We start from the raw sequence: 20,153 nt of genomic DNA, 5'->3' as shown, positions 1-20,153 counted from the left end.
TTCGCCAGCCATGGATGTAGAGCGGTTTTACCCTTTGAAACGATTATCTCCGGGGCCATTCCGGGCCTACCAAAACCCTTTTGACTCAGCTCAGCAGGCCCGCCAGTCAAGGCTTTGGATGATATGGCGGTGTGTCACTACTTGCTTTCATAAGGCGGCCCCGGTATAAAAAATCAAATTATTTTTTAAAACAATATTTCCGCCGTGGAACCCTTATGGTCGCGAAGAAACTCAGCGCTCCAAACGTTACCAAAACTCGATTGCTGGATGCGACTGAGGCCCTGTTCATTAAGTACGGATACGACGCGGTTTTGTTACGCCAGATTACTGAGCGTGCCCAGGTAAACCTGGCGGCCGTGAACTACCACTTCGGGGACAAGGACTCCCTGATGAAGACCCTGCTAATGCAGCGCCTGGAGCCGCTCAACGAGCAGCGCCTGGAACTGCTGGCGCGCTGCGAGGCCGAATCCGACGGCCCGCTGGACTGCGACACGCTGCTGGGCGTGCTGTTCGCCCCGGCCATGGGCCTGGAACGCAGCGACCCGGCCAGTGCCAGTGGGGAAGGGCGTTCGTTCATCCGCTTCCTGGGCCGGGTGTACAGCGACACGTCGCCGTTTATCCAGGAATACCTCAAGGTGCATTACCAACCGGTGTTCCAGCGCTTTTTTGAAGCCTTTGCCCTGGCCTTGCCTGACCTGCCGCGTAACGAACTGGGGGTGCGCCTGCAATTTGCGCTCAAGGCGATTTCTGGGGTGATGGCCGGCACTGAGCTACGCCTGCTGATGAATTCCATGAGCCTGGGCCGCCCGGCCACGGACGCCGAGGTGATGGCCAAGTTGATCACCCTGGTGTCGGCGGCGATTCGCGTGCCGCAGCAGAGCCCTGAAGCCGAAAATGCGTTGGCCAGGGTGCTCGATACTCAGCGTGCCATTCGTGAACAGGCCGCTGCGCCAGCTGCCAAGGCCGCGCGCTGATTTAAATCCCAGGCAAAAAAAAGCCCGCTGGGGCGGCGGGCTTGATATGCAACATTTGTAACGGATGAGGCTTCACACTACGTTCCGGGATGTGAATAAATCGTGAAAACCTTGTACGGGAAAGTGTGAAAAAGCTGGGATTTGTAAAAAAGTCGGAAATTTCCTATTGCGTTTATCGCACTCAGATTTTCCAGTGCCCGGCACTCTTGGCCAGTCGCTGGCGCATGCCATCCACGTTTTGCGCCAGTTGCAACGTCAACAACCGGTAGCCATCCAGGGCACTGTAAACCGGCGCATCCAGCGCAGGCTCAATGCCATTGCTGGCACTGACTCGCTCCAGCCGCTCCGTCACCCCCGACTTCAACGCCCGCGCCATTCCCACCAGTTGCACCCGGATCTGTCGGTGCTCGGCCTTGAGCATCACCTGCATGCGCGCCATCGCCTGTTCATCGCGGGGATCAGGCCGCGTATTGCCGAGGATCTCCAGGGTGCTGATGCACATGCGCAGGTGCCGCTGGATCGCGTCCAACTCGGTCATGGAGATGCGCACTTCCTTGGACACCGACGGCATCAATGAGCGCAGTTGCAGCATCGCGGCGTTCAAACGGTTGAGCAGTTTGAGGTGTTCATCATCGGTCACTGAACGGCCACTGATGATGCGGCTGTAGATCTCGGCACAGTCGCGCAATGCACTGGCCAGGTTGTAGCGCCACGAATACACGGCATACAACGGCAGGGCGAACGAGAAGGCCAGGGCCAGCACGATGCCGATCAGGATATCCACGGTGCGCCACAGCCCGTCCGACACCGGGTTGTCGCCGTGGCCAGCCACGATGAACACGGTGATCGCCGACAGCAGCGCGATGTAGCCGCCCTTGCCGATGGCGTGATAGGAAAAGAACCCGCACACCACCGACATCAACAGGTAGGTGAGCAGCGGCTGGCCCAGCCAGGCCTGCTGCACCACCAGCGCCAGGCCGACACTGGCGCCGATCAGGGTGCCGTAGGCGCGCTCCACGGCTTTTTTGCCGATATTGCCGTGGTGCTGCAAGCCGCCGATCACGATCAGCATGGTCACCGACGCCCACTCGCCGTGGGGTAGGTTGATGCCGGTGGTCAACAGGATCGTCGCCAGCAGGCCGATGGACACGCGCACGGCGTGGATCAACTTGGCATGGCGATAACGGCGGTACGGGTCGAGCAGCGGGCGCAGCAGGCGCCGGGCGAAGAGGGGCAGGTTCATCGGTACTGAAATGGCCTCGGGTCTGGAAATTTACACAATCTAAATGTGGGATGGGTTTTGTGGCGAGGGAGCTTGCTCCCGCTGGAGTGCGAAGCGCTCCCAAAAGCGTTGGGGCCGCTACGCAGCCCAGCGGGAGCAAGCTCCCTCGCCACAAAAGCCACAGCCCCCATTTCGTTCGGCGATGTACTCAGAAGATGTAGTCGGTTGTCAGGAAGCTGGAGTCACGTTTGCGCAAGATATCGCTGACCAACGCCTTGTTGCTTTCCTGGAACTTGGTCGCCACCAGCGTGCGGATCGAGAACACCCGCAACGCGTCATGCACCGACAACGTGCCCTCGGCCGAGTTCTTGCGGCCGTTGAACGGGAAGGTGTCCGGCCCGCGTTGGCACTGGGCGTTGATATTGATACGGCCGACCTGGTTGGCAAAGGTGTCCACCAGGCGCCCGACTGCTTGCGGGTTGGTGCCGAAAATGCTCAGCTGCTGGCCGAAATCCGAGTCCAGCACGTATTCGATCACGGTCTCCAGGTCGCGGTAAGGCACGATCGGCACCACCGGGCCGAATTGCTCCTCGTGGTACACGCGCATCTGTGGGTTCACCGGGTACAGCACCGCCGGGTAGAAGAACGAGCCACGGCTGGTGCCGCCATTCTCATTCACCACCTTGGCGCCGTGTTGGGCGGCGTCGGCCACCAGGCCGTTGAGGTAATCCACCTTGCCCACTTCCGGCAGTGGGGTCAGCGCTACGCCATCTTCCCAAGGCATACCCGGTTTGAGGCTGGCCAGCTTCTGGTTGAATTTCTCGATAAAGCGTTCAACCACATCCTCGTGCACAAATAGGATTTTCAACGCGGTGCAGCGCTGGCCATTGAACGACAGGGAGCCGGTGACCGCCTCGCTCACGGCATTGTCCAGGTCCACCTCGGGTAGCACGATGCCGGGGTTTTTCGCGTCCAGGCCCAACGCCGCACGCAAACGGTGTGGCTTGGGGTGCAACTTTTTCAAGTCGCTGGCGGCCTTGTTGGTGCCGATAAACGCAAAGATATCGATCTTGCCGCTGGCCATCAGCGCACTCACGGTCTCGCGGCCGCTGCCGTAGATCACGTTGATCACCCCGGTCGGGAAGCTGTCGCGGAAGGCTTCCAGCAACGGGCGGATCAACAGCACGCCGAGCTTGGCCGGCTTGAACACCACGGTGTTGCCCATGATCAGCGCCGGGATCAGCGTGGTGAAGGTCTCGTTGAGCGGGTAGTTGTAAGGGCCCATGCACAGTGCCACGCCCAGCGGCACGCGGCGGATTTGCCCAAGGGTGTCCTGCTCCAGCTCGAAGCGGCTGGAACGGCGGTCCAATTCCTTGAGGGCATTGATGGTGTCGGTGATGTAGTCACAGGTGCGGTCGAACTCTTTTTGCGAGTCCTTGAGGTTCTTGCCGATCTCCCACATCAGCAGCTTGACCACCGCGTCGCGCTGTTCACGCATGCGCCGTAAAAATGCTTCGACGTGCCTGATGCGGTCCACCACGCGCATTGTCGGCCATTCACCCTGGCCACGGTCATAGGCGCGCACGGCGGCATCCAGGGCGGTGAGGGCGGTGTCGGCATCCAGCAGTGGCGTGCTGCCGATATGCACGCGTTTTTCCCCCAGCTGTACCGGGCTTTGTACTTGGGCCAATGGGCCGTTCCACACCTGCAACTGGCCGTCGACCAGGTAATCACGCTGTTCAATGGGCGCCGCCAGGCGAAATTGCTCGGGAATATCGGCGGCCGAGGTGGGAAACAGCTTGGCAAGCAGGTTGCTGGTGGTCATGTCGCTACCCCTGGAATAGTTGCAAAACATGACTAGAGAGTCACCCAACAACAGGCTCTATGGCAAGGCTTGTGCGCTTTCTCCTACGCAGCACCGTGATCGCCGGTTAAACTGCGCGGCTTTCTTGAAGGAGTTCACATGAGTCAGTACCAGCCGGGCATTCTTGCCGCACCGGTGCCATTGCAGGCACGCCATCTGTTTTTTGCCGTGGATTCCCTGGCCGCCGTACCCGCTGCGCTGGACGCGCTGGTGCAGTTGACCGATTCGGCGGCAGTGGTCGGTTTTGGCGAGCCGCTGGTAACCGCACTCGGTGTACAGATCGACGGCCTGCGCAGTTTTCCTGCCGTCAGCGGGCCAGGCGCCCATAACCCGTCCACCCAACAGGCACTGTGGGTGTGGTTGCACGGCGTGGATCGCGGTGAATTGCTGTTGCGCAGCCGCGCGTTTGAAAAAGCCCTGGCCCCGGCCTTTGCCCTGGTGCAGATGACCGAAGGCTTCCGCTACAAGACCGGCTTTGATCTCACCGACTACGAAGACGGCACCGAAAACCCCCACGACGACGCCGCCGTCGAAGCCGCCCTGACGGACAGCGGCGCCAGCTTCGCCGCGATCCAGCAATGGCAGCACGACCTCGACGGCTTTGCTGCATTGCCCGCCCAGGAGCGCGACCACATCATCGGCCGCCGCCACGGCGACAACGAAGAACTCGACGACGCCCCCGAATCGGCCCACACCAAACGTACCGCCCAGGAAAGCTTCACCCCCGAAGCCTTCGTGGTGCGCCGCTCGATGCCCTGGGCCGAGAACGGCCAGGCAGGGTTGATGTTCCTCGCGTTCGGCCATTCCTTCGATGCGTTTGAAGCTCAACTGCGGCGCATGAGCGGGTTGGAAGACGGGATTGTCGACGGCCTGTATCGCATCAGCACGCCGTTGACCGGTGGGTATTACTGGTGTCCACCGATCAAGGAGGGGCATCTGGACCTGAGTGCTATTCCCTTGACGCTGCACCGCTAAACGGTTGCACCTGCCCAGCTATGTAAAGGGTGCATAGCGGGCGTCAAGGTGGCCGAAGGCCGGAACCGATCAATGGCAGCTCGCCACAGAGTTTTTCCTATTGCTCAGGAAGTGACTCCCATGACGATAACCAGCAGTGTTTTGCAGCAAACGACCACCACCACCGCCAGTGCGCAACATGTGCCAGGCAAGAACCACTATTCGCAAATGTCGGACTCGCAGTTGGCAACCGCGTTTGGCGACCAATTCCAGGCGTTCAAACATCCGACGACCGCCAATGCAACGTTGGATAAGATCCGCGAAGTCGCTGCGCGCCCGCTGACGGGCGATGCAAATAAGGACAAAGACACCTTGCTGGCCAAGGAAGTGCTCAAGCGTGACAACGTGTTGGATGCCTTGGACTCGGTGGATGACAACGGGGTCAGGGACGGCGTGATAGGGCCCTGGAATCCGGCGATGGCCGCCAAGAAGTTGTGTTCAAGTCCCCCCAAGCCTTGCGGTTGTAAATCCGATGATGCGCAGGACAACGACAGGCTCGAGCGCCTTCGTTACGCGAGCGTGAGCCTCACGATGACCCGAGTGTCATATTGACCAAAAGGCACTGGCTTGCACATCCAGCGTGCAAGCCATTGTTGGCTTTGTATCGCAGTTTGTCCCCACCCCCTCCTGATACATCAGCATGACGTTCTACCGCGTTCGCGACACAGACCCGATACACGCCTGGCTTTAAATCTGTCTACCAGCTGGCGCACGCGGTCACTCACCGTCAAGGCGCCCTGGCCACTTTCAGACAAGCCAGGAGACTCACCCCATGAAGCGCCCTTACGCAGCCCTCGCGGCAACCCTCGCCCTGTCCCTCAGCGCCTTCGCGGCGATGGCCCATGCCGATGAAGCCAAGCCCCAGGAAAAATGCTTCGGCGTGTCCCTGGCCGGTGCCAACGATTGTGCCGCCGGTGCGGGTACCTCGTGCGCCGCCACTTCAACCACAGACTACCAAGGCAACGCCTGGGTGTTGGTGGACAAAGGCACCTGCACCCAGATCAAGACCCCCAAAGGCTACGGCAGCCTGACGGAGCAGCCGTGATCCAGCGCCTGCTGCCCGAAGCGCTGCTGTTGCTGGTGGCCCGCGTGGCGGTGGCGGCGGTGTTCTTTTTGTCGGGCCGCACCAAGGTCACCGGCGTACTGGAGCTCAAGCCCTCCACCTACACGCTGTTCCGTTCGGAGTACGCCTTGCCGCTGATCCCGCCGGACTGGGCCGCGCACCTGGCCACCTACGCCGAGCACCTGTTCCCGCTGCTGCTGGTGTTGGGCCTGCTGACCCGCCCGGCCGCCGCCGCGTTGCTGGGCATGACGCTGGTGATCGAGGTGTTTGTGTACCCCAACGCTTGGCCCGTGCACCTGACTTGGGCCGGCCTGTTGCTGCCATTACTGGCCAAGGGCGGTGGGGACTGGTCGCTGGATCGCCTGGTGTCAGGCAAACGTTTATCACTGTGATGGAGACTTCTTATGCGCATGCTTTCTTCCCTGGCCCTTGCCGTGGCCATGACCGTTCCAATGCTGGCCCAGGCCGCCGACGTGCCGCAACCCGGCGCCGTTAAAAGCGTGGTGATTGTGCCCGGCTCGTTTGTGGACGGTTCCGGCTGGCGAGTGGTGCACGACATCCTGATTCACAAGGGCTACAAGGTCACCGTGGTGCATCAGGGCCATGAAAGCCTGGCTGCCGATGTGGCCGAGGCCCGTGAAGTGCTGGAGCAACAAGTCGGCCCGGTGGTGCTGGTGGGCCACAGCTCCGCTGGCGGCGTGATCTCGATTGCTGGTGACCGCGATAAGGTCAAGTCGCTGGTCTACGTCTCGGCCCTGCAACCGGAAGTGGGCGAGACCATGGGCCAGTTGATCGGCTCCATGCCGTCTCCCAGCGATGACGTACGGCCAACCCGCGACGGTCATTTGTTCTTCGATCGCACCAAATTCAACGCCGATTTTGCCGCTGACCTGACCACCAACCGCACCGACTTCATGGCCGCCTCCCAAGTGCCGTCCACCACCGCGCTGTTTGGCGGCACCGTCTGGGCAGCCGCCTGGCACAAGAAGCCGACCTACGCCGTGGTGTCCACCGAAGACCGTGCCCTGAGCCCCGACCTGCAGCGCTGGATGTACAAGCGCGCCGGTTCCAAGGTCACCGAAATCAAGGCCAGCCACGCGGTGTACATCTCCCAGCCTGAGGCTGTGGCGAAGGTCATCGAAGACGCGGCTTCCGTTATCAAATAACCCCCAACACCCTGGAGACATACCCATGAACACTGCACTCAAATCCCGTCTGAGCCTGGCCGCTGCGGCCGCCATGATCGCCATGGCTTCGGCCTCGTTTGCCACTGGTGCCAGCGCCGCCGACCAACCGGAAAAACCCGGCCGCTGCTACGGCGTCAACACCTGCAAAGGCACCAGCCTGTGCGCCACCGCCAAGAACGACTGCAAGGGCCTCAACAGCTGCAAGGCCGAAGGGGTGATCGTCAAGACCCCGTCCGAATGCCTCAAGGCGGGCGGCACCTTGACTGAACCGAAGTAACGGCCCCTTTCAGGCGCTGGCTTTCGTGGCGAGGGAGCTTGCTCCCGTTGGACTGCGTAGCGGTCCCCGTTTTTGGGGGGCGCTTCGCACCCCAGCGGGAGCAAGCTCCCTCGCCACAAACAAGATCGCGCCTACAAGTTTTACGGAGAACCCTGCATGTCGCCACCCAACCCCCACTTTTCAGGCTACGGCCTGGGGCTGCGCAAGGAGCATTACAGCGACTTTCTGGAGACCCCGGTGCCCGTGGATTTTGTCGAAGTGATCTCCGAGAACTTCATGGTTGCCGGCGGCCAGCCCCGGCATATTCTGCGTCAGGTCCGTGAGCGTTACCCGGTGGCGCTGCATGGCGTGTCCATGTCCATTGGCACCGCCGAAGGTTTGGATGCGGCGTATCTGTATCGCCTTAAATCCTTGGTCGATGAAATTGAACCGCTGTTTGTGTCTGACCACTTGAGCTGGTCGCGCACTGGCCATTTCAATTCCCATGACCTGCTGCCCGTGCCCTACACCGATGAAGCACTGGACCGTGTGTGCGCCAATATCCACCAGGCCCAGGACGTGCTGGGCCGCACGATGCTGTTTGAAAACCCCTCCAGCTACCTGGCCTTCGAGGGCGCGTCCATGAGCGAGTGGGAATTTATCGCCGCCATGGCCCAGCGCACCGGCTGCGAGCTGTTGCTGGACGTCAACAATGTATTTGTCAGCGCCAGCAACCATGGCTTTGATGCCCAGGCGTTTCTCGCTGGCATCCCTGCCGAACGGGTGCGCCAGGTGCACCTGGCCGGGCATAGCCAGGGCCGCGAGTTGTTGATCGACAGCCACGACGGCCCGGTGTGTGCCGGGGTCTGGGATTTGTACGCGCAGGCCATGGCCAAGCTAGGGCCAGTGGCGACCATGATCGAGCGTGACGATGAAATTCCGCCGTTGGCCGAGTTGCTGCAAGAGTTGTCGATGGCTCGGGCTTTGGGAGCGCAGCGATGAACTTAGGAGCGCAGCAATGAACCTGGCCGAGTTGCAACACACCTTTCAACGTTGGTTGGTGAGTGCGTCGGATGAGTCCGCGCAGTTGCTGGGCAACAATAACGCGGGCCTTACGGTGTACCAGAACAACTACCGCGCACAATTGGTGGGTTGCCTGGAGCAAGCGTTCCCTACCTTGCGTCGTTGGGTCGGCGAGGAGCTGTTCCTGGTGGCCAGCATCCACCATATCGACCAGTACCCACCCCATGCCTGGACCCTGGATGCTTACCCCGCGTTGTTCTATCGCACCTTGAAAGCCGAGTTTCCCCACAACCCGGACGTGCACGAACTGGCCTGGATCGAATGGGCCTTGAGCGAGGCCTTTATCGCCGCCGATGCCCAGCCCTTGGCCGTGGAGAGTTTGGCCCACGTGGACTGGGACACCGCGGTGCTGCAACTCACGTCGTCGCTGCGCTGCCGCGCCCTGACCACCAATGCCGAAGCGATCTGGTCGGCGCTGTGGCAGGACACGGACGCGCCCGAGGCAATGATGCTGCCGGACGCGGGCGGCCTGCTGGTGTGGCGCCGCCAGTTCACCTCGCGCCTGCGCCAGGTGGATGCACTGGAATTGCAGACCCTGCTGCATCTGCAGGCCGACGGCAGCTTCGCCGGCCTGTGCGAGTTTTTGGTGGCACGCCTGGGGGAAGAGGAGGGCGTGATGCAAGCGGGTGAATACCTGGCCACATGGCTGGGCAGTGAATTGATCGTGGGGGTGAATCATGTTTGATCGACGTGGTTTTTTGCTGCTGGCCGCCGTGGTGGCCGCGGCACCGGCGTTTGCCGTGCAACAGGTGATGAGCGACGACGACATGCAACTGCGCTATGAACAGTTCGGCCCCTCGGAGGGACGCGCGATTATCTTGCTGGCGGCGGATGTGCAGGCGTTTGCCCAGGTGACGGCACCGTTGGCGGCCCAGGGGTTTCGGGTGATCGTGCCGTACCTGCGCGAGCAGGACGAGGCGGTGCTGGGCCAGGACGTGCTGGAACTGATGAATGCCCTGCATATCCCCGAAGCCGTGCTGGCCGGTGTGGAGCAGGGCGCGCGGGTGGCCACGCGAGCGGCGGGGTTGAAGCCGAGTCGGTGTGTGGGCTTGGTGACCTTGAACGCCGCGCCCCAAGCGGGGTTTGCCGAAGCGGTGGCGGTGATGGCCAAGACTGGGCACTGGCGAACATGAAAACTCCGTCAGCCACGCAATCACCCACTGAAAAAAATCCCCGCTGCCCGTAATCTAGACGCCTTTGTCACCTGTGCGGATCGTTCATGTCTTCTGTTGCCGATGGGTTGCCCCTCAATAAACGCCTGCCGGCTGTGATCGCGATCTCCCTGGGGATCGGCATGGCAACCCTGGACACGGCCATCGTCAACACCGCGTTGCCCACCTTGGCCGAGGGGATTGGCACGGATTCGGCCTCGGTGATCTGGGTGGTCAATGCCTACCAGTTGGCGATTATCGCCACGGTGCTGCCGTTCGCTTCGTTGAGTGACGTGCTGGGCCATCGCCGGGTGTACCTGGGCGGGTTGCTGCTGTTTATCGTCTCGTCGCTGTTTTGCGGGTTGGCGGGGTCGTTGGCGACCCTGACGGCTGCGCGGGTGGTGCAGGGGCTGGGGGCGGCGGCGATCATGAGTGTGAACACCGCGTTGCTGCGGCATATCTACCCGTCGAAAATGCTCGGGCGTGGCTTGGGCTATAACTCGCTGGTGGTGGGGCTGGCATTTACCTTGGGGCCAACAGCAGCGTCGGCGATTCTGTCGGTGACCACCTGGCATTGGCTGTACCTGATCAACGTACCGCTGGGGTTGTTGGCCCTGGGGTTGGGCCTGCGCTCCCTGCCGACCCTGCCGATGACCGGGCACGCCTTCGACCGTCTCGCGGCGTTGCTGTGTGCGGCGTTGTTTGCCTTGCTGGTGTTGGGCTTGGGCACCGCCGTGCACGGTGCCCAAGGCGCCCTGACCCTCGGCCTGGTCGCCGTGGCATTGGTATGCGGCGCCTTGTTGCTACGTCGCCAGGCTGACCATCCGGCGCCGATGTTGGCCCTGGACCTGTTCAAACGGCCGGTGTTTGCTTTGTCTTCCCTGACCGCCATTTGCGCATTCAGCGCCCAGGGCCTGGCGTTTGTGTCATTGCCCTTTCTGTTGCAGGCGGTGTTGGGTCACAGCCAGGTGGAAACCGGTTTCCTGATGACCCCGTGGCCGGCTGTGGTGGCGGTGATGGCGTTGGTGGCGGGGCGTCTGGCCGACCGTGTGTCGCTGGGCGTGCTGTGTGGCATTGGCTTGTTGATGCTCAGCGTGGGCATGGCGGCATTGGCTAGCCTGGGGGATGGCGCGTCGGCGTTTGATATCGGCTGGCGCATGGCGTTGTGCGGCGCAGGGTTCGGGTTCTTCCAGTCGCCCAACCTCAAGGCATTGATGACCAGTGCGCCGCTCGCCCGCAGCGGTGGGGCCAGTGGCATCGTGGCGATTTCGCGCCTGCTGGGGCAGACGCTGGGGGCGTCGTTGGTGGCGTTGTGTTTCCACCTGTCGTTGGGCAGCGGCCCGCAATACGCGCTGTGGCTGGGCTGCGGGTTTGCGTTGGTGGGGGCGGTCGCCAGTGGTTTGCGGCTGTTGCCCTATGGGAAAACGGCTTGATTAAGGCTACCGTGGCGACCTGAATATTTCGGGATGTTTCAGATTTATGACCAGCCAGGCCCTCCGCACCGCCGACACCCAGTCCCGCCGCGCCGCGCTGACCCTGGCTTTGTGCCTGCCCAGCGACGTGTTGCTCTACCTGCTGCTGCCCATGGAATCCCAGGCCTTCGGCATCACCCTGGCCCAGGCCGGGGTGTTGCTGGCGGCCAACCGCCTGGTGCGGATCTTCGGCTACCGGCATGTGCTGAATTTTTACGCCCGTAACGGCGACCGCCTGACCTGCATGATCGCCGCTGGCGCCGCGACGCTGTGCGCGGTGGGCAACTCGATGCTTTCGGGGTTTGCCGCCCTGTTGGGGCTGCGATTGGTATGGGGCCTATGTTTTGCCGCGTTGAACCTCTCGACCCAAGTGTTGGCCACCGCCGAGCCTGCCGGTGCTGCACGCAGGGCCGGGCGTTCGCGGGCATTGATCGCCCTCGGCCCGATGCTGGCCTTGCCCCTGGGCGGTTGGCTGACGCTGTGGGCTGGGCCGCGGCCGATCTTTCTGATCCTGGCCGGGGCTTGTCTGGTGGGCTTGTGGATGGCTCGCGGCTTGCCTACGGCCGGCCATGATTTGCACAGCACGCCAGGGCGGCGTTTCAAGTGGCCGGACAGCGTGGCGATGTGGTCGTTTATCGAAGGCGTGGCCCTGGATGGGCTGTTTATCTTCGGCCTGTCGATCCAGGCGCAGAAGATCCTCGGCGGTGACGCGGTGCTGATCGCCGGTGGCTTGATGGCGCTGCGGTACGTCTCGGAAATGCTCCTGAGCCCCTTGGGCGGCCGCGCGGCACAGCGCTTTGGCGCCACCTCGATGCTCTTGTTGTTTTCGTTCCTGAGCGCCCTGGCCCTGACCGCGTTTGGCAGCTACTGGGTGATTGTCGGCGCTGCGGCGGTGCTAGTGTTGCGCGCCTTGCAACTGCCGCTGGTGACCACCCTGGTGGCCGAACGCAACCCTGGGTCGATGCGTGTGTCGGCGTTGGCGTCCAACGCGGTGTGGCGGGATATCGGCGCGGGCCTGGGGCCGTTGCTGGCCGGCTTGCTACTGCCGATTGCTTCAGCGCCTTGGGTGTTTGGCGTAGCGGGCGCGGCGATTGCCGTGAGCGCGGTGTTCTGCTGGCGGGCCAAGGTTTCTGCGGCGTAAACCGCTCCCACATTTGGATCTCCATACATCACTTAGATAGTGGTTTGCTCTGGCTCTGGCTCTGGCTCTGGCTCTGGCTCTGGCTCTGGCTCTGGCTCTGGCTCTGGCTTTTGATTTGGCTTTTGATCTTGATCTCAGGCGCCCCGTTAACCACGCTGGCCGAACGCAGGCTTGAATCCGTGGGTAACCCGGCAGGACGCCGGGTTAGCCGTCCTGGGCCAAGGATGGCCCATGACGGCGGCCCACGGATTCAAGCCGGAGAGAGGGCACACCGAGCCTAGGCGAGGTGCCGAGTGGTGGGGCAAGAGCCCTTTGGTTACTTTGGGGCTCTTTTCCAAAGTGACTCGCCGTAAGGGCGAAACCCATATCAGACTTCCCCCAAATAACGGATATGTACTCCGCCCAAACTCCTCCAGCGCCTAACACAAAGCTATCGCAGGCAAGCCCCCCACATTAGCGCGATTTACACCCAAGAAACCCCAGTCGCATGATGGGCCGTCTTCGCGGGCAAGCCCGCTCCCACATTTGCATCTGCGTACATCAGGCAGAGCATTCAAACGCTTTTCAGGGTCTCGATCCAGGCGGGTTCAAAACGGGTCTGCTCGGTGGCGATCCCCAGCGCCTGCAGCTTGGCTTTATGCGCTTCGACCTCACCCACCATCTGCGCCTGGGCGCTGGAATTGGCGTCCAGCTCATGCATCTGCGTCAGCCCCAGGTGATAAAAGCGCAACACCTTGAGCGCCGTTGGATCATTCGCTTGCACCCGCTCGGTGACCTTGTGCATCACATTCGTCACGCTCATCAGGCAGCGCTTGAGCTGCCAGCCATACACCGCTGCCGCCATCCAGGACCGGGTCCAGAGCGGGCCACGTACCAGGGCCACCGTAATCAGCACGCCGGCAAACACGCCGCCGACATTGAAACGAAAATTATCGCCGCCCGGCTCGCCGAACAGCATCACGGCCAGGGTCGATAGCAGCATGGCCAGCAACAGGAACAGCACCGCCACGATCAGCGTGCTGCGGCGGGTTTGTCGGCGAAAGGTCACGGGGTCGCAGGGTTTGAGTTCGAACATCCGGTTCAAATCTCCAGAAGGGGCGGGCTGGCATCTTCGCATGGATGGGGTAAACAAGTTGAACGATGGCGCCGCGGGGTTTCTCTAAAACCTGTAACCCACCTGAAGGTGAATCATCATGCCCGAGTACAAACAGCCACCCCCTGGAACACCCAATCCAGACCGCATGCCCGGCGAAGAGGAGCGCGATAACGACGCACTGCGCCCCAACGACCCGGCCGAACGCCAAGAGCAAGACGTGGAAGAAGCTGAGGAAAACTTGGAGAACCTCCACGACAGGGCTCGTCCACTCTGAGCAAGGAGAACACCGTGAGTAATCCCCCAAAAGGCCCGGGCTCGGGCGAGCATGCAAGCGGCAAGGACGAACTGGGTTTCGATCCAGACTCGCCAGATGTGGCCGACCCGCAGGTGGACCCGATTGGGCCGGCAATTGCGCCGCTGGACAAGGAAAAACACCAGGCCGAAAAAAAGCCGCCCTATGATCCATTGGGCGGCTTGAAGCCATGACCTGAACCCCGCCGTAGTGCGGGGTTTGTGTTTATTTGGGTGCTATCCACGTCACTTCGGTCACGCCAAACTTCTCCGCCCAAGGCCGCGTGGTCTTCTTCACCTGTTCATGGCCCACGCGCCCTATGCGGCTCACATGGGCGATGTCGGCATCCACCGCCGCCCAGTGCCAGGCCTCGGCGTTGTTCATTACTTCGGCACGTACCACAAAGGATTTCGGTTGACCGTGCAGTTGGTAATTGATCGTGTAGATTTTTGCGGTACTCATGTTGCCTCCCTGTGTTGTTATCAATGGATAGGAGGGCGTTCAAAAAGGTTCATTCAAAATGACAACCTGCATGCCGGCGCGGCATAGTAGGCGGCCTAGCCCCGTGCCCAAGGATTGTGCAATGTCCCGCCTGACCCACCGCCAGCTCTACCTGCAACGCCTGGGTTACGACACATCGCCTCCGCCCACTCTGCACACCCTGCAGGATCTGCAACTGCGCCACGTGTGCGCGTTCACCTTTGAAAGCCTGTCGACCTTGCTGCACCTGCCAGTGCCCATCGACCTGCCCAGCGTTGAGCAGAAAGTGCTGCTGGATGGGCGGGGCGGCTACTGCTATGAGTTGAACCAGATGTTCCTGGCCTTGTTGCAGGAGCTGGGTTTCGACGCGCGGGGCATTACCGGCCGGGTTGTGATGGGCGGGCCGGCGGATGCGCACACGGCGCGTACCCATCGACTGAGCCTGGTGACTTTGGATGGGGTGCGCTACATCACCGATGTCGGCTTTGGCGGCATGGTACCCAGCAGTCCGTTGCAGTTGGACACCGAGGTGGTGCAGGCCACGGCTCACGAGCCGTATCGGCTGACGTTCGACGGGCAGGGCAGTTATACCCTGTGGGCGCAGGTTGCCGGGGAGTGGCGGGGATTGTATGTGTTCGACCTGCAGGTGCAGACGGATATCGACTACACCATCGGCAACTGGTACGTGTCCACCCATCCGGAATCACCGTTCGTGGGGCAGCTCAAGGTCGCACGGCTGGCAACGGGTAAACGCCACACGCTGGCCAACGCCAACTACGCAGTGCATTACCTGGATCGGCCGAGCGAAAAGCATGCCCTGGGTAGCGCCGATGAGCTCATGGCCCTGTTGCAGGACACCTTTGGCATTCGCTTGCCGGCCCATGCACAGCTGCGTAAAACGCTGGATGGCTTAGTAAAGGCTGGCACTTGAGAATATTGAGATAGAGCCTTCGCTGAACCGTTTTACGTCTAAATGGTTGCAGATTTTTTCGAACCTTTTCCCTGTATTGGGGCTCGAAGCGGTTCCTGAATAATTTGCTCACCAGACAAGGAGATGTAAAACGATGTCCAAGCTATTCGGAAAAGTCCTCAAGGGTTCCTCGCTGCTGGCGCTGGTCGCTGCGCCTGCCGTGGTGTTCGCCGCACCGTCCACTGCGCCGATTTCCACCTTCGGTCTGTTGGGCAGCTACAACGATTTCAAACTCGAAGGCGGCAGTGAGAGTGACAAGGACGATATGCCCGAAGCCGGTCTGTTCTACAACTTCGGCAACAAACTCACCGCCGAATCCGGGTTTATCTACCAGGCCGGTGTCCAGGCCAAGTACGGCAAGAAAAGTGACAACAAGCTCAAGGACGGCCAGGCCGATCTGGACCTGGGCTGGCGTGCCGCGATGGATGCCCGCAACTCGGTTGATGTGATTGTGGGTGGCGGCTACAGCTGGACGCGCTACGAGCTGGACTCCAACGACTACGACCTGGAGCTCACCAGCAAGTCGCCCTTTGCCAAGGCGGCCCTGGGTTACAACCACCAGTTTGATGACATGACCCTGCGTGTCGAAGCCGGTGCCCGCCGCACCCTCGACAGCCGCGCCAAGATCAAGGTGGACGGCCTGGGCAGCGACACCGTGGACCTCAAGGACCGCACCAACCCCTACGCCGAAGTCAGCCTGCTGATGAACCGCAACGGTGACCTGCCGGTGGTGGCGGGCCTGTACTACACCCGCACCGAGTACAAGCTGGATGAAGACTCGGACGTGGCGGACAACACCAAGCTCAAGCGTGATGAGTATGGGCTGAAGGTTGGTATTGCGTTTTAACGCCACACCGCATCACGCCTGTGGGAGCGGGCTTGCTCGCGAAAGCGGTGGGTCAGTCGAAGTATCTGTGACTGACACTGCGCATTCGCGAGCAAGCCCGCTCCCACACAAGCCCGCTCCCACACTGGTACGGGGTGTTAACTCAATGCAGCAAGTTGCGCCACGGTTTCCGGAAAACGCTCCACCAGACGAATCAAGGTGACGGCCTGGGCATTGGGCTTGGCCCGGCCTTGCTCCCAATTCTCCAGTGTGCGGGTATTGGTGCGCAGATACATGGCAAATACCGAGCGGGAGAGGTTGAGCTGTTGGCGCACCGCGACCACTTCTTCTGCGGTAAGGGGTGAGAGTTTGTTTAGTTGGACCTTGTGGGTCCGTAGGGTGATTTTGCCTTGGCGTTCGTCTGCCAATGCGTCGAAGCCTTCGACCAGTTCGGAAAAGATTTCACGTTTCATGATGTGTTCTCGCTTTGATTTCCCTGTCCAGCATGTGTTTTAGGGCTTTTTTGTGCTGCGGTGTCAGGTCGTCCTGTTCGTGTTTGCCGTACAGGGTGAACAACCAAAATTGCGTGCCGCCTGACCACCAGTAGTAAATGACTCGCAGCCCACCGCGCTTGCCCTTGTTTCGTCGTTCATCGATGAAGCGGACCTTGCGTAACCCTCCCGTTCCCTCGATCACGTCTCCTGCTTCCGGGTTCCTCATCAATTCTTGTTGAAAACCTCGGAAAAGCTCGTCACTCAGATAGTCCTTGCGATGCCGTTCAAAGGCCGGCAGTTCGATAAATAGAGCATCCATGTTCTGTACGTAGCCTGCGTAGAGTTTGCTGGCCCACTTGTTTTGGGTCAAGTGACCCGACTGTGGGAGTTTTCCTAAAACGCAGCCACCATACGGCGACCTTTGGCGGCTAGATGCCGGACGAAGCAGGCAGGCAGGAGAGGAATTTTCAGCAAGTGGAGGAGGGCAAAAGCACTTGGCCTAGAAATGCAAAACGGCGCCCGAAGGCGCCGTTTTGTTTACTGACATCACGCTAAGCGATCAAACCCCCAACACCGCATGCTGCACCAGGGTGAGCAACGGTTGTGGGTACACGCCCAGGAAGAACGCGAGCAGGGCGATGGCCAGCAGCATCACGCCGCCTGCCTTCTGTTCCCAATGCAGCTCGGCATCCACACGGCGCAGGTTTGGCTCGATCAGGTACAGGGTCACCATCACGCGCAGGTAGTAGAACACGCCGATGGCGCTGCCCAGCACGAGGGAGGCAACCAACCACCATTCGTGGGCTTCAACACCGGTAGCCACGATGTAGAACTTGCCGATAAAGCCTGCGGTCAGCGGAATGCCGGCCAGGGACAGCATCATCACGGTGAGCACGGCGGTCAGGTACGGACGGCGCCAGAACAGGCCGCGATATTCGTACAGGGCGTCGGCGTCACGGCCTTTGAACGGCGAGGACATCAGCGTGATCACGCCGAACGCGCCGAGGCTGGTGATGACGTAGGTGACCAGGTACACGCCCATGGCTTCCACGGCCAAGCCTTTGCTCGCCACCAGGGCGATCAGCAGGTAGCCGAAGTGCGCGATGGAGGAGTAACCCAGCAGACGCTTGAGGTTGTTCTGGGTCAGGGCCAGCAGGTTACCGAACAGGATCGACGCAATGGCGATCACGGTCAGCACGTTGCTCAGCACGCCAGTGTTGGCCGCAGGGGAGATCTGGAACAGACGCACCATCACCGCAAACACAGCCACCTTCGACGCGGTAGCCAGGAACGCGGCCACCGGCGCCGGGGCGCCTTCGTACACGTCCGGGGTCCACAGGTGGAACGGCACCAACGACAGCTTGAACGCCAGGCCGATCAGCATCATCGCCAGGCCCAGTTGGGCAATCGGCGCAGGCATGCTGGTGGTGGCCAGGGCGTGGCCGATACCGGTGAAGCTCAGGCTGCCAGCTTCGGCATACAGCAGGGCCATACCAAACAACAGGAACGCGGAACCGGCGGCCGACAGCACCATGTACTTGATGCCGGCTTCCAGGGAGCGCTTGTTGAAGAAGGCGTAGGCTACCAGGCCGTAGGTCGGGATCGACAGCAGTTCCAGGCCGATGAACAGGCCCGCCAGGTGCTGTGCGCTGACCAGCACGATGCCACCGGCCGCAGCCAGCAGGATCAGCAGGTACAGCTCTTCGCGGTTGCCTGGGTAGCCGGTGCCGCCTTCGCCGAGGTAGGCGTGGGCGAGGGTGACGCAGGCCAACGTGGCCACCAGGATCAGTGCGATGTACAGCAAGGCGAAGTCATCGATCATCATCAATGGCGTGACCGCCAGTGGCGCGACCTTGAGGGCCGGGATGATCGACAGCAGGGCCAGGTTCAACCCGGCACACGACAGCAGGAACGTTTGCGAGTGATTGCGGCGCCAGGCGATGGCCAGCATCACCGCGACAACGGTGAGGCTGGTGATCAGCAGCGGCGCAAGCGCGATAAAGTGTTGGATCGTGAATTCCATAGCGCTCTTACCGGGCCGAAGCGAGTTGAGAGAAGGCGGTGCCGAACCACTGCTGCACGCCATGCATCGTCGCGGCAGAAGTGTCCAGGAACGGTTGCGGGTACACGCCGATGTAGATCAGCAGCACCGCAAGGCCGAGCACCATGATCAGTTCGCGAGCATCCATCCCTTGCAGGACGGTGTCGGACTTGGCCGGGCCGAAGTAGGCGCGGTGGATCATGATCAGCGAGTAGACCGAACCGAAGACCAGGCCCGACGTTGCAATGGCGCTGATCCACGGCGTTTGCACGAAGGCACCCATCAGGATCAGGAACTCGCCGATGAAGTTGCCAGTACCCGGCAAGCCCAGGGAGGCCGCAGCGAAGAACAGGCTGATCGCTGGCAGGTAGGCAATGCGCGACCACACGCCACCCATCTCACGCATGTCACGGGTGTGCAGGCGCTCGTACAACTGGCCACTCAGGATAAACAGGGCCGCGGCCGACACACCGTGGGCCAACATCTGGATCACTGCGCCTTGCAGCGCCAGTTGGCTGCCGGAGTAGATGCCGATCAGTACGAAACCCATGTGGGAAACGGACGAGAAGGCAATCAGACGCTTGATGTCGGTTTGGGCAAAGGCCAGGAACGCACCGTAGAAGATCCCGATCAGGCCCAGGGTCATCGCAATCGGTGCGAATTCAGCCGAGGCATTCGGGAACAACGGCAGGGCGAAACGCAGCAGGCCGTAAGCAGCGGTTTTCAGCAAGATACCGGCCAGGTCCACGGAACCGGCAGTCGGCGCCTGGGCGTGAGCGTCAGGCAACCAGGAGTGGAACGGCACCACCGGCAGCTTCACCGCGAAGGCGATGAAGAAGCCCAGCATCAGGATGTACTCGGTGGTCAGGGACATCTTGGTTTTCAACAGGTCGGCGTAGTTGAAGGTGATCACGCCGGTGTTGTTGAAGTTGACCAGTACCAGACCCAGGATCGCCACCAACATGATCAGGCCGGAAGCCTGGGTGAAGATGAAGAACTTGGTCGCCGCGTAGATCCGGGTTTTCTTGCCGTCCGAAGAACTGTGACCCCAGAGCGCGATGAGGAAGTACATCGGCACCAGCATCATTTCCCAGAAGAAGAAGAACATGAACAGGTCAAGGGCGAGGAACACGCCAACAACGCCGCCCAGGATCCACATCAGGTTCAGGTGGAAGAAGCCCACATGACGCTGGATCTCTTTCCACGAGCAGAGTACCGAAAGGATACCCAGCAGGCCGGTCAGCAGGATCATCAACAGCGACAGGCCGTCGAGGGCCAGGTGCACGTTGATGCCGAAGCGCTGGATCCACACGTGCTTGAATTCAAGCGCGAACGTTGGATCGACACCCGGTGCCGGAGCAAATGAATAGTCGCCGTGGGCCCACAGCCAGAGGCCGAGTGCGAGTTCCAGGGACATGGTCAGCAACGCAATCCAGCGGGGGAGGGTGGCGCCGAAGCGTTCACCCATCCAGCAGAGCAGGCCGCCGATAAAGGGGATCAGGATTAGCCAGGGCAGAATCATGACAG

24 protein-coding genes are annotated in these 20,153 nt (G+C 61.3%); 16 read left to right on the top strand and 8 right to left on the bottom strand.

Going from position 1 to position 20,153, the window contains the following annotated elements; all coding sequences use genetic code 11:
- Window positions 1–215 precede the first annotated feature (215 nt).
- Window positions 216–974, top strand: a complete 759-nt coding sequence (locus tag ACLD1Y_RS16700) for a TetR/AcrR family transcriptional regulator (protein WP_429478973.1) — start codon at window positions 216–218, stop codon at window positions 972–974.
- A 181-nt stretch (window positions 975–1,155) separates the two neighbouring features.
- Here the strand turns inward: ACLD1Y_RS16700 and ACLD1Y_RS16695 are convergent, their stop codons facing one another.
- Together ACLD1Y_RS16695 and ACLD1Y_RS16690 are read right to left on the bottom strand one after the other, a co-directional pair.
- Complete coding sequence (locus tag ACLD1Y_RS16695) at window positions 1,156–2,217, bottom strand: FUSC family protein (protein WP_429478972.1); 1,062 nt, start codon at window positions 2,215–2,217, stop codon at window positions 1,156–1,158.
- 187 nt (window positions 2,218–2,404) lie between these two features.
- Complete coding sequence (locus tag ACLD1Y_RS16690; protein ID WP_429478971.1) at window positions 2,405–4,021, bottom strand: NADP-dependent glyceraldehyde-3-phosphate dehydrogenase; 1,617 nt, start codon at window positions 4,019–4,021, stop codon at window positions 2,405–2,407.
- A 138-nt stretch (window positions 4,022–4,159) separates the two neighbouring features.
- On the opposite strand from ACLD1Y_RS16690, the gene ACLD1Y_RS16685 reads away from it, so the two are divergent.
- The 11 genes from ACLD1Y_RS16685 (at window position 4,160) to ACLD1Y_RS16635 (ending at window position 12,427) form a co-directional block, all read left to right on the top strand.
- Window positions 4,160–5,035, top strand: a complete 876-nt coding sequence (locus ACLD1Y_RS16685; RefSeq protein ID WP_429478970.1) for a Dyp-type peroxidase — start codon at window positions 4,160–4,162, stop codon at window positions 5,033–5,035.
- Window positions 5,036–5,155: 120 nt separating this feature from the next.
- Complete coding sequence (locus tag ACLD1Y_RS16680) at window positions 5,156–5,626, top strand: hypothetical protein (protein WP_429478969.1); 471 nt, start codon at window positions 5,156–5,158, stop codon at window positions 5,624–5,626.
- A 220-nt stretch (window positions 5,627–5,846) separates the two neighbouring features.
- Entirely contained in the window at window positions 5,847–6,119 is a 273-nt protein-coding gene (locus ACLD1Y_RS16675; RefSeq protein WP_429478968.1) for a BufA1 family periplasmic bufferin-type metallophore, read from the top strand.
- On the top strand, window positions 6,116–6,529 hold the full coding sequence (locus ACLD1Y_RS16670) for a DoxX family protein (RefSeq protein WP_429478967.1): 414 nt from the start codon (window positions 6,116–6,118) through the stop codon (window positions 6,527–6,529). Before ACLD1Y_RS16675 ends, ACLD1Y_RS16670 begins: the two co-directional genes overlap by 4 nt.
- A gap of 12 nt (window positions 6,530–6,541) precedes the next feature.
- On the top strand, window positions 6,542–7,303 hold the full coding sequence (locus tag ACLD1Y_RS16665) for an alpha/beta fold hydrolase (RefSeq protein ID WP_429478966.1): 762 nt from the start codon (window positions 6,542–6,544) through the stop codon (window positions 7,301–7,303).
- A gap of 25 nt (window positions 7,304–7,328) precedes the next feature.
- Window positions 7,329–7,601, top strand: coding sequence for a BufA2 family periplasmic bufferin-type metallophore (bufA2, locus tag ACLD1Y_RS16660; RefSeq protein ID WP_429478965.1), 273 nt, complete (start codon window positions 7,329–7,331; stop codon window positions 7,599–7,601).
- Between the two features lie 156 nt (window positions 7,602–7,757).
- Entirely contained in the window at window positions 7,758–8,582 is an 825-nt protein-coding gene (gene bufB, locus ACLD1Y_RS16655) for an MNIO family bufferin maturase (protein WP_429478964.1), read from the top strand.
- A gap of 16 nt (window positions 8,583–8,598) precedes the next feature.
- On the top strand, window positions 8,599–9,348 hold the full coding sequence (locus ACLD1Y_RS16650; protein ID WP_429478963.1) for an HvfC/BufC family peptide modification chaperone: 750 nt from the start codon (window positions 8,599–8,601) through the stop codon (window positions 9,346–9,348).
- Window positions 9,341–9,796, top strand: a complete 456-nt coding sequence (locus tag ACLD1Y_RS16645) for an alpha/beta fold hydrolase (protein WP_429478962.1) — start codon at window positions 9,341–9,343, stop codon at window positions 9,794–9,796. Before ACLD1Y_RS16650 ends, ACLD1Y_RS16645 begins: the two co-directional genes overlap by 8 nt.
- Window positions 9,797–9,882: 86 nt before the next feature.
- Window positions 9,883–11,247, top strand: coding sequence for an MFS transporter (locus tag ACLD1Y_RS16640; RefSeq protein WP_429478961.1), 1,365 nt, complete (start codon window positions 9,883–9,885; stop codon window positions 11,245–11,247).
- Window positions 11,248–11,293: 46 nt separating this feature from the next.
- Entirely contained in the window at window positions 11,294–12,427 is a 1,134-nt protein-coding gene (locus ACLD1Y_RS16635; RefSeq protein WP_429478960.1) for an MFS transporter, read from the top strand.
- A gap of 553 nt (window positions 12,428–12,980) precedes the next feature.
- Here the strand turns inward: ACLD1Y_RS16635 and ACLD1Y_RS16630 are convergent.
- Window positions 12,981–13,502, bottom strand: coding sequence for a DUF3087 family protein (locus ACLD1Y_RS16630; RefSeq protein WP_429478959.1), 522 nt, complete (start codon window positions 13,500–13,502; stop codon window positions 12,981–12,983).
- 118 nt (window positions 13,503–13,620) lie between these two features.
- Between ACLD1Y_RS16630 and ACLD1Y_RS16625 the strand changes: the two genes are divergently transcribed.
- Window positions 13,621–13,797: a hypothetical protein gene (locus tag ACLD1Y_RS16625; protein WP_429478958.1), complete on the top strand. Its 177-nt coding sequence runs from the start codon at window positions 13,621–13,623 to the stop codon at window positions 13,795–13,797.
- A 14-nt stretch (window positions 13,798–13,811) separates the two neighbouring features.
- Entirely contained in the window at window positions 13,812–14,009 is a 198-nt protein-coding gene (locus tag ACLD1Y_RS16620) for a DUF6021 family protein (protein ID WP_429478957.1), read from the top strand.
- A 31-nt stretch (window positions 14,010–14,040) separates the two neighbouring features.
- Here ACLD1Y_RS16620 and ACLD1Y_RS16615 read toward each other — a convergent pair whose 3' ends face one another.
- Window positions 14,041–14,277, bottom strand: coding sequence for a DUF6555 family protein (locus ACLD1Y_RS16615; protein ID WP_429478956.1), 237 nt, complete (start codon window positions 14,275–14,277; stop codon window positions 14,041–14,043).
- A gap of 121 nt (window positions 14,278–14,398) precedes the next feature.
- Between ACLD1Y_RS16615 and ACLD1Y_RS16610 the strand changes: the two genes are divergently transcribed.
- Together ACLD1Y_RS16610 and ACLD1Y_RS16605 are read left to right on the top strand one after the other, a co-directional pair.
- Window positions 14,399–15,226, top strand: coding sequence for an arylamine N-acetyltransferase family protein (locus tag ACLD1Y_RS16610; protein ID WP_429478955.1), 828 nt, complete (start codon window positions 14,399–14,401; stop codon window positions 15,224–15,226).
- Between the two features lie 133 nt (window positions 15,227–15,359).
- Window positions 15,360–16,112 carry an outer membrane beta-barrel protein gene (locus ACLD1Y_RS16605; RefSeq protein WP_429478954.1) on the top strand — a complete coding sequence of 251 codons (753 nt, stop codon included), beginning with the start codon at window positions 15,360–15,362 and terminating at the stop codon, window positions 16,110–16,112.
- A gap of 137 nt (window positions 16,113–16,249) precedes the next feature.
- Here ACLD1Y_RS16605 and ACLD1Y_RS16600 read toward each other — a convergent pair whose 3' ends face one another.
- The 4 genes from ACLD1Y_RS16600 to nuoM form a co-directional block, all read right to left on the bottom strand.
- Window positions 16,250–16,564, bottom strand: coding sequence for a helix-turn-helix domain-containing protein (locus tag ACLD1Y_RS16600; protein ID WP_429478953.1), 315 nt, complete (start codon window positions 16,562–16,564; stop codon window positions 16,250–16,252).
- Window positions 16,554–16,904 carry a toxin gene (locus ACLD1Y_RS16595; RefSeq protein WP_429478952.1) on the bottom strand — a complete coding sequence of 117 codons (351 nt, stop codon included), beginning with the start codon at window positions 16,902–16,904 and terminating at the stop codon, window positions 16,554–16,556. Before ACLD1Y_RS16595 ends, ACLD1Y_RS16600 begins: the two co-directional genes overlap by 11 nt.
- A gap of 240 nt (window positions 16,905–17,144) precedes the next feature.
- Window positions 17,145–18,608 carry an NADH-quinone oxidoreductase subunit NuoN gene (gene nuoN / locus ACLD1Y_RS16590; RefSeq protein ID WP_429478951.1) on the bottom strand — a complete coding sequence of 488 codons (1,464 nt, stop codon included), beginning with the start codon at window positions 18,606–18,608 and terminating at the stop codon, window positions 17,145–17,147.
- Between the two features lie 7 nt (window positions 18,609–18,615).
- The gene (nuoM, locus tag ACLD1Y_RS16585; RefSeq protein WP_010209575.1) at window positions 18,616–20,148 is read right to left on the bottom strand and encodes an NADH-quinone oxidoreductase subunit M; all 1,533 of its coding nucleotides are present in this window, start codon (window positions 20,146–20,148) and stop codon (window positions 18,616–18,618) included.
- Between the last annotated feature and the right edge of the window lie 5 nt (window positions 20,149–20,153).

Source organism: Pseudomonas sp. 18175 (assembly GCF_050432925.1).
Taxonomy (GTDB): domain Bacteria; phylum Pseudomonadota; class Gammaproteobacteria; order Pseudomonadales; family Pseudomonadaceae; genus Aquipseudomonas.
Note: the sequence above shows the minus strand (reverse complement) of the source record. Positions and strands in the feature narration are given on the sequence as shown.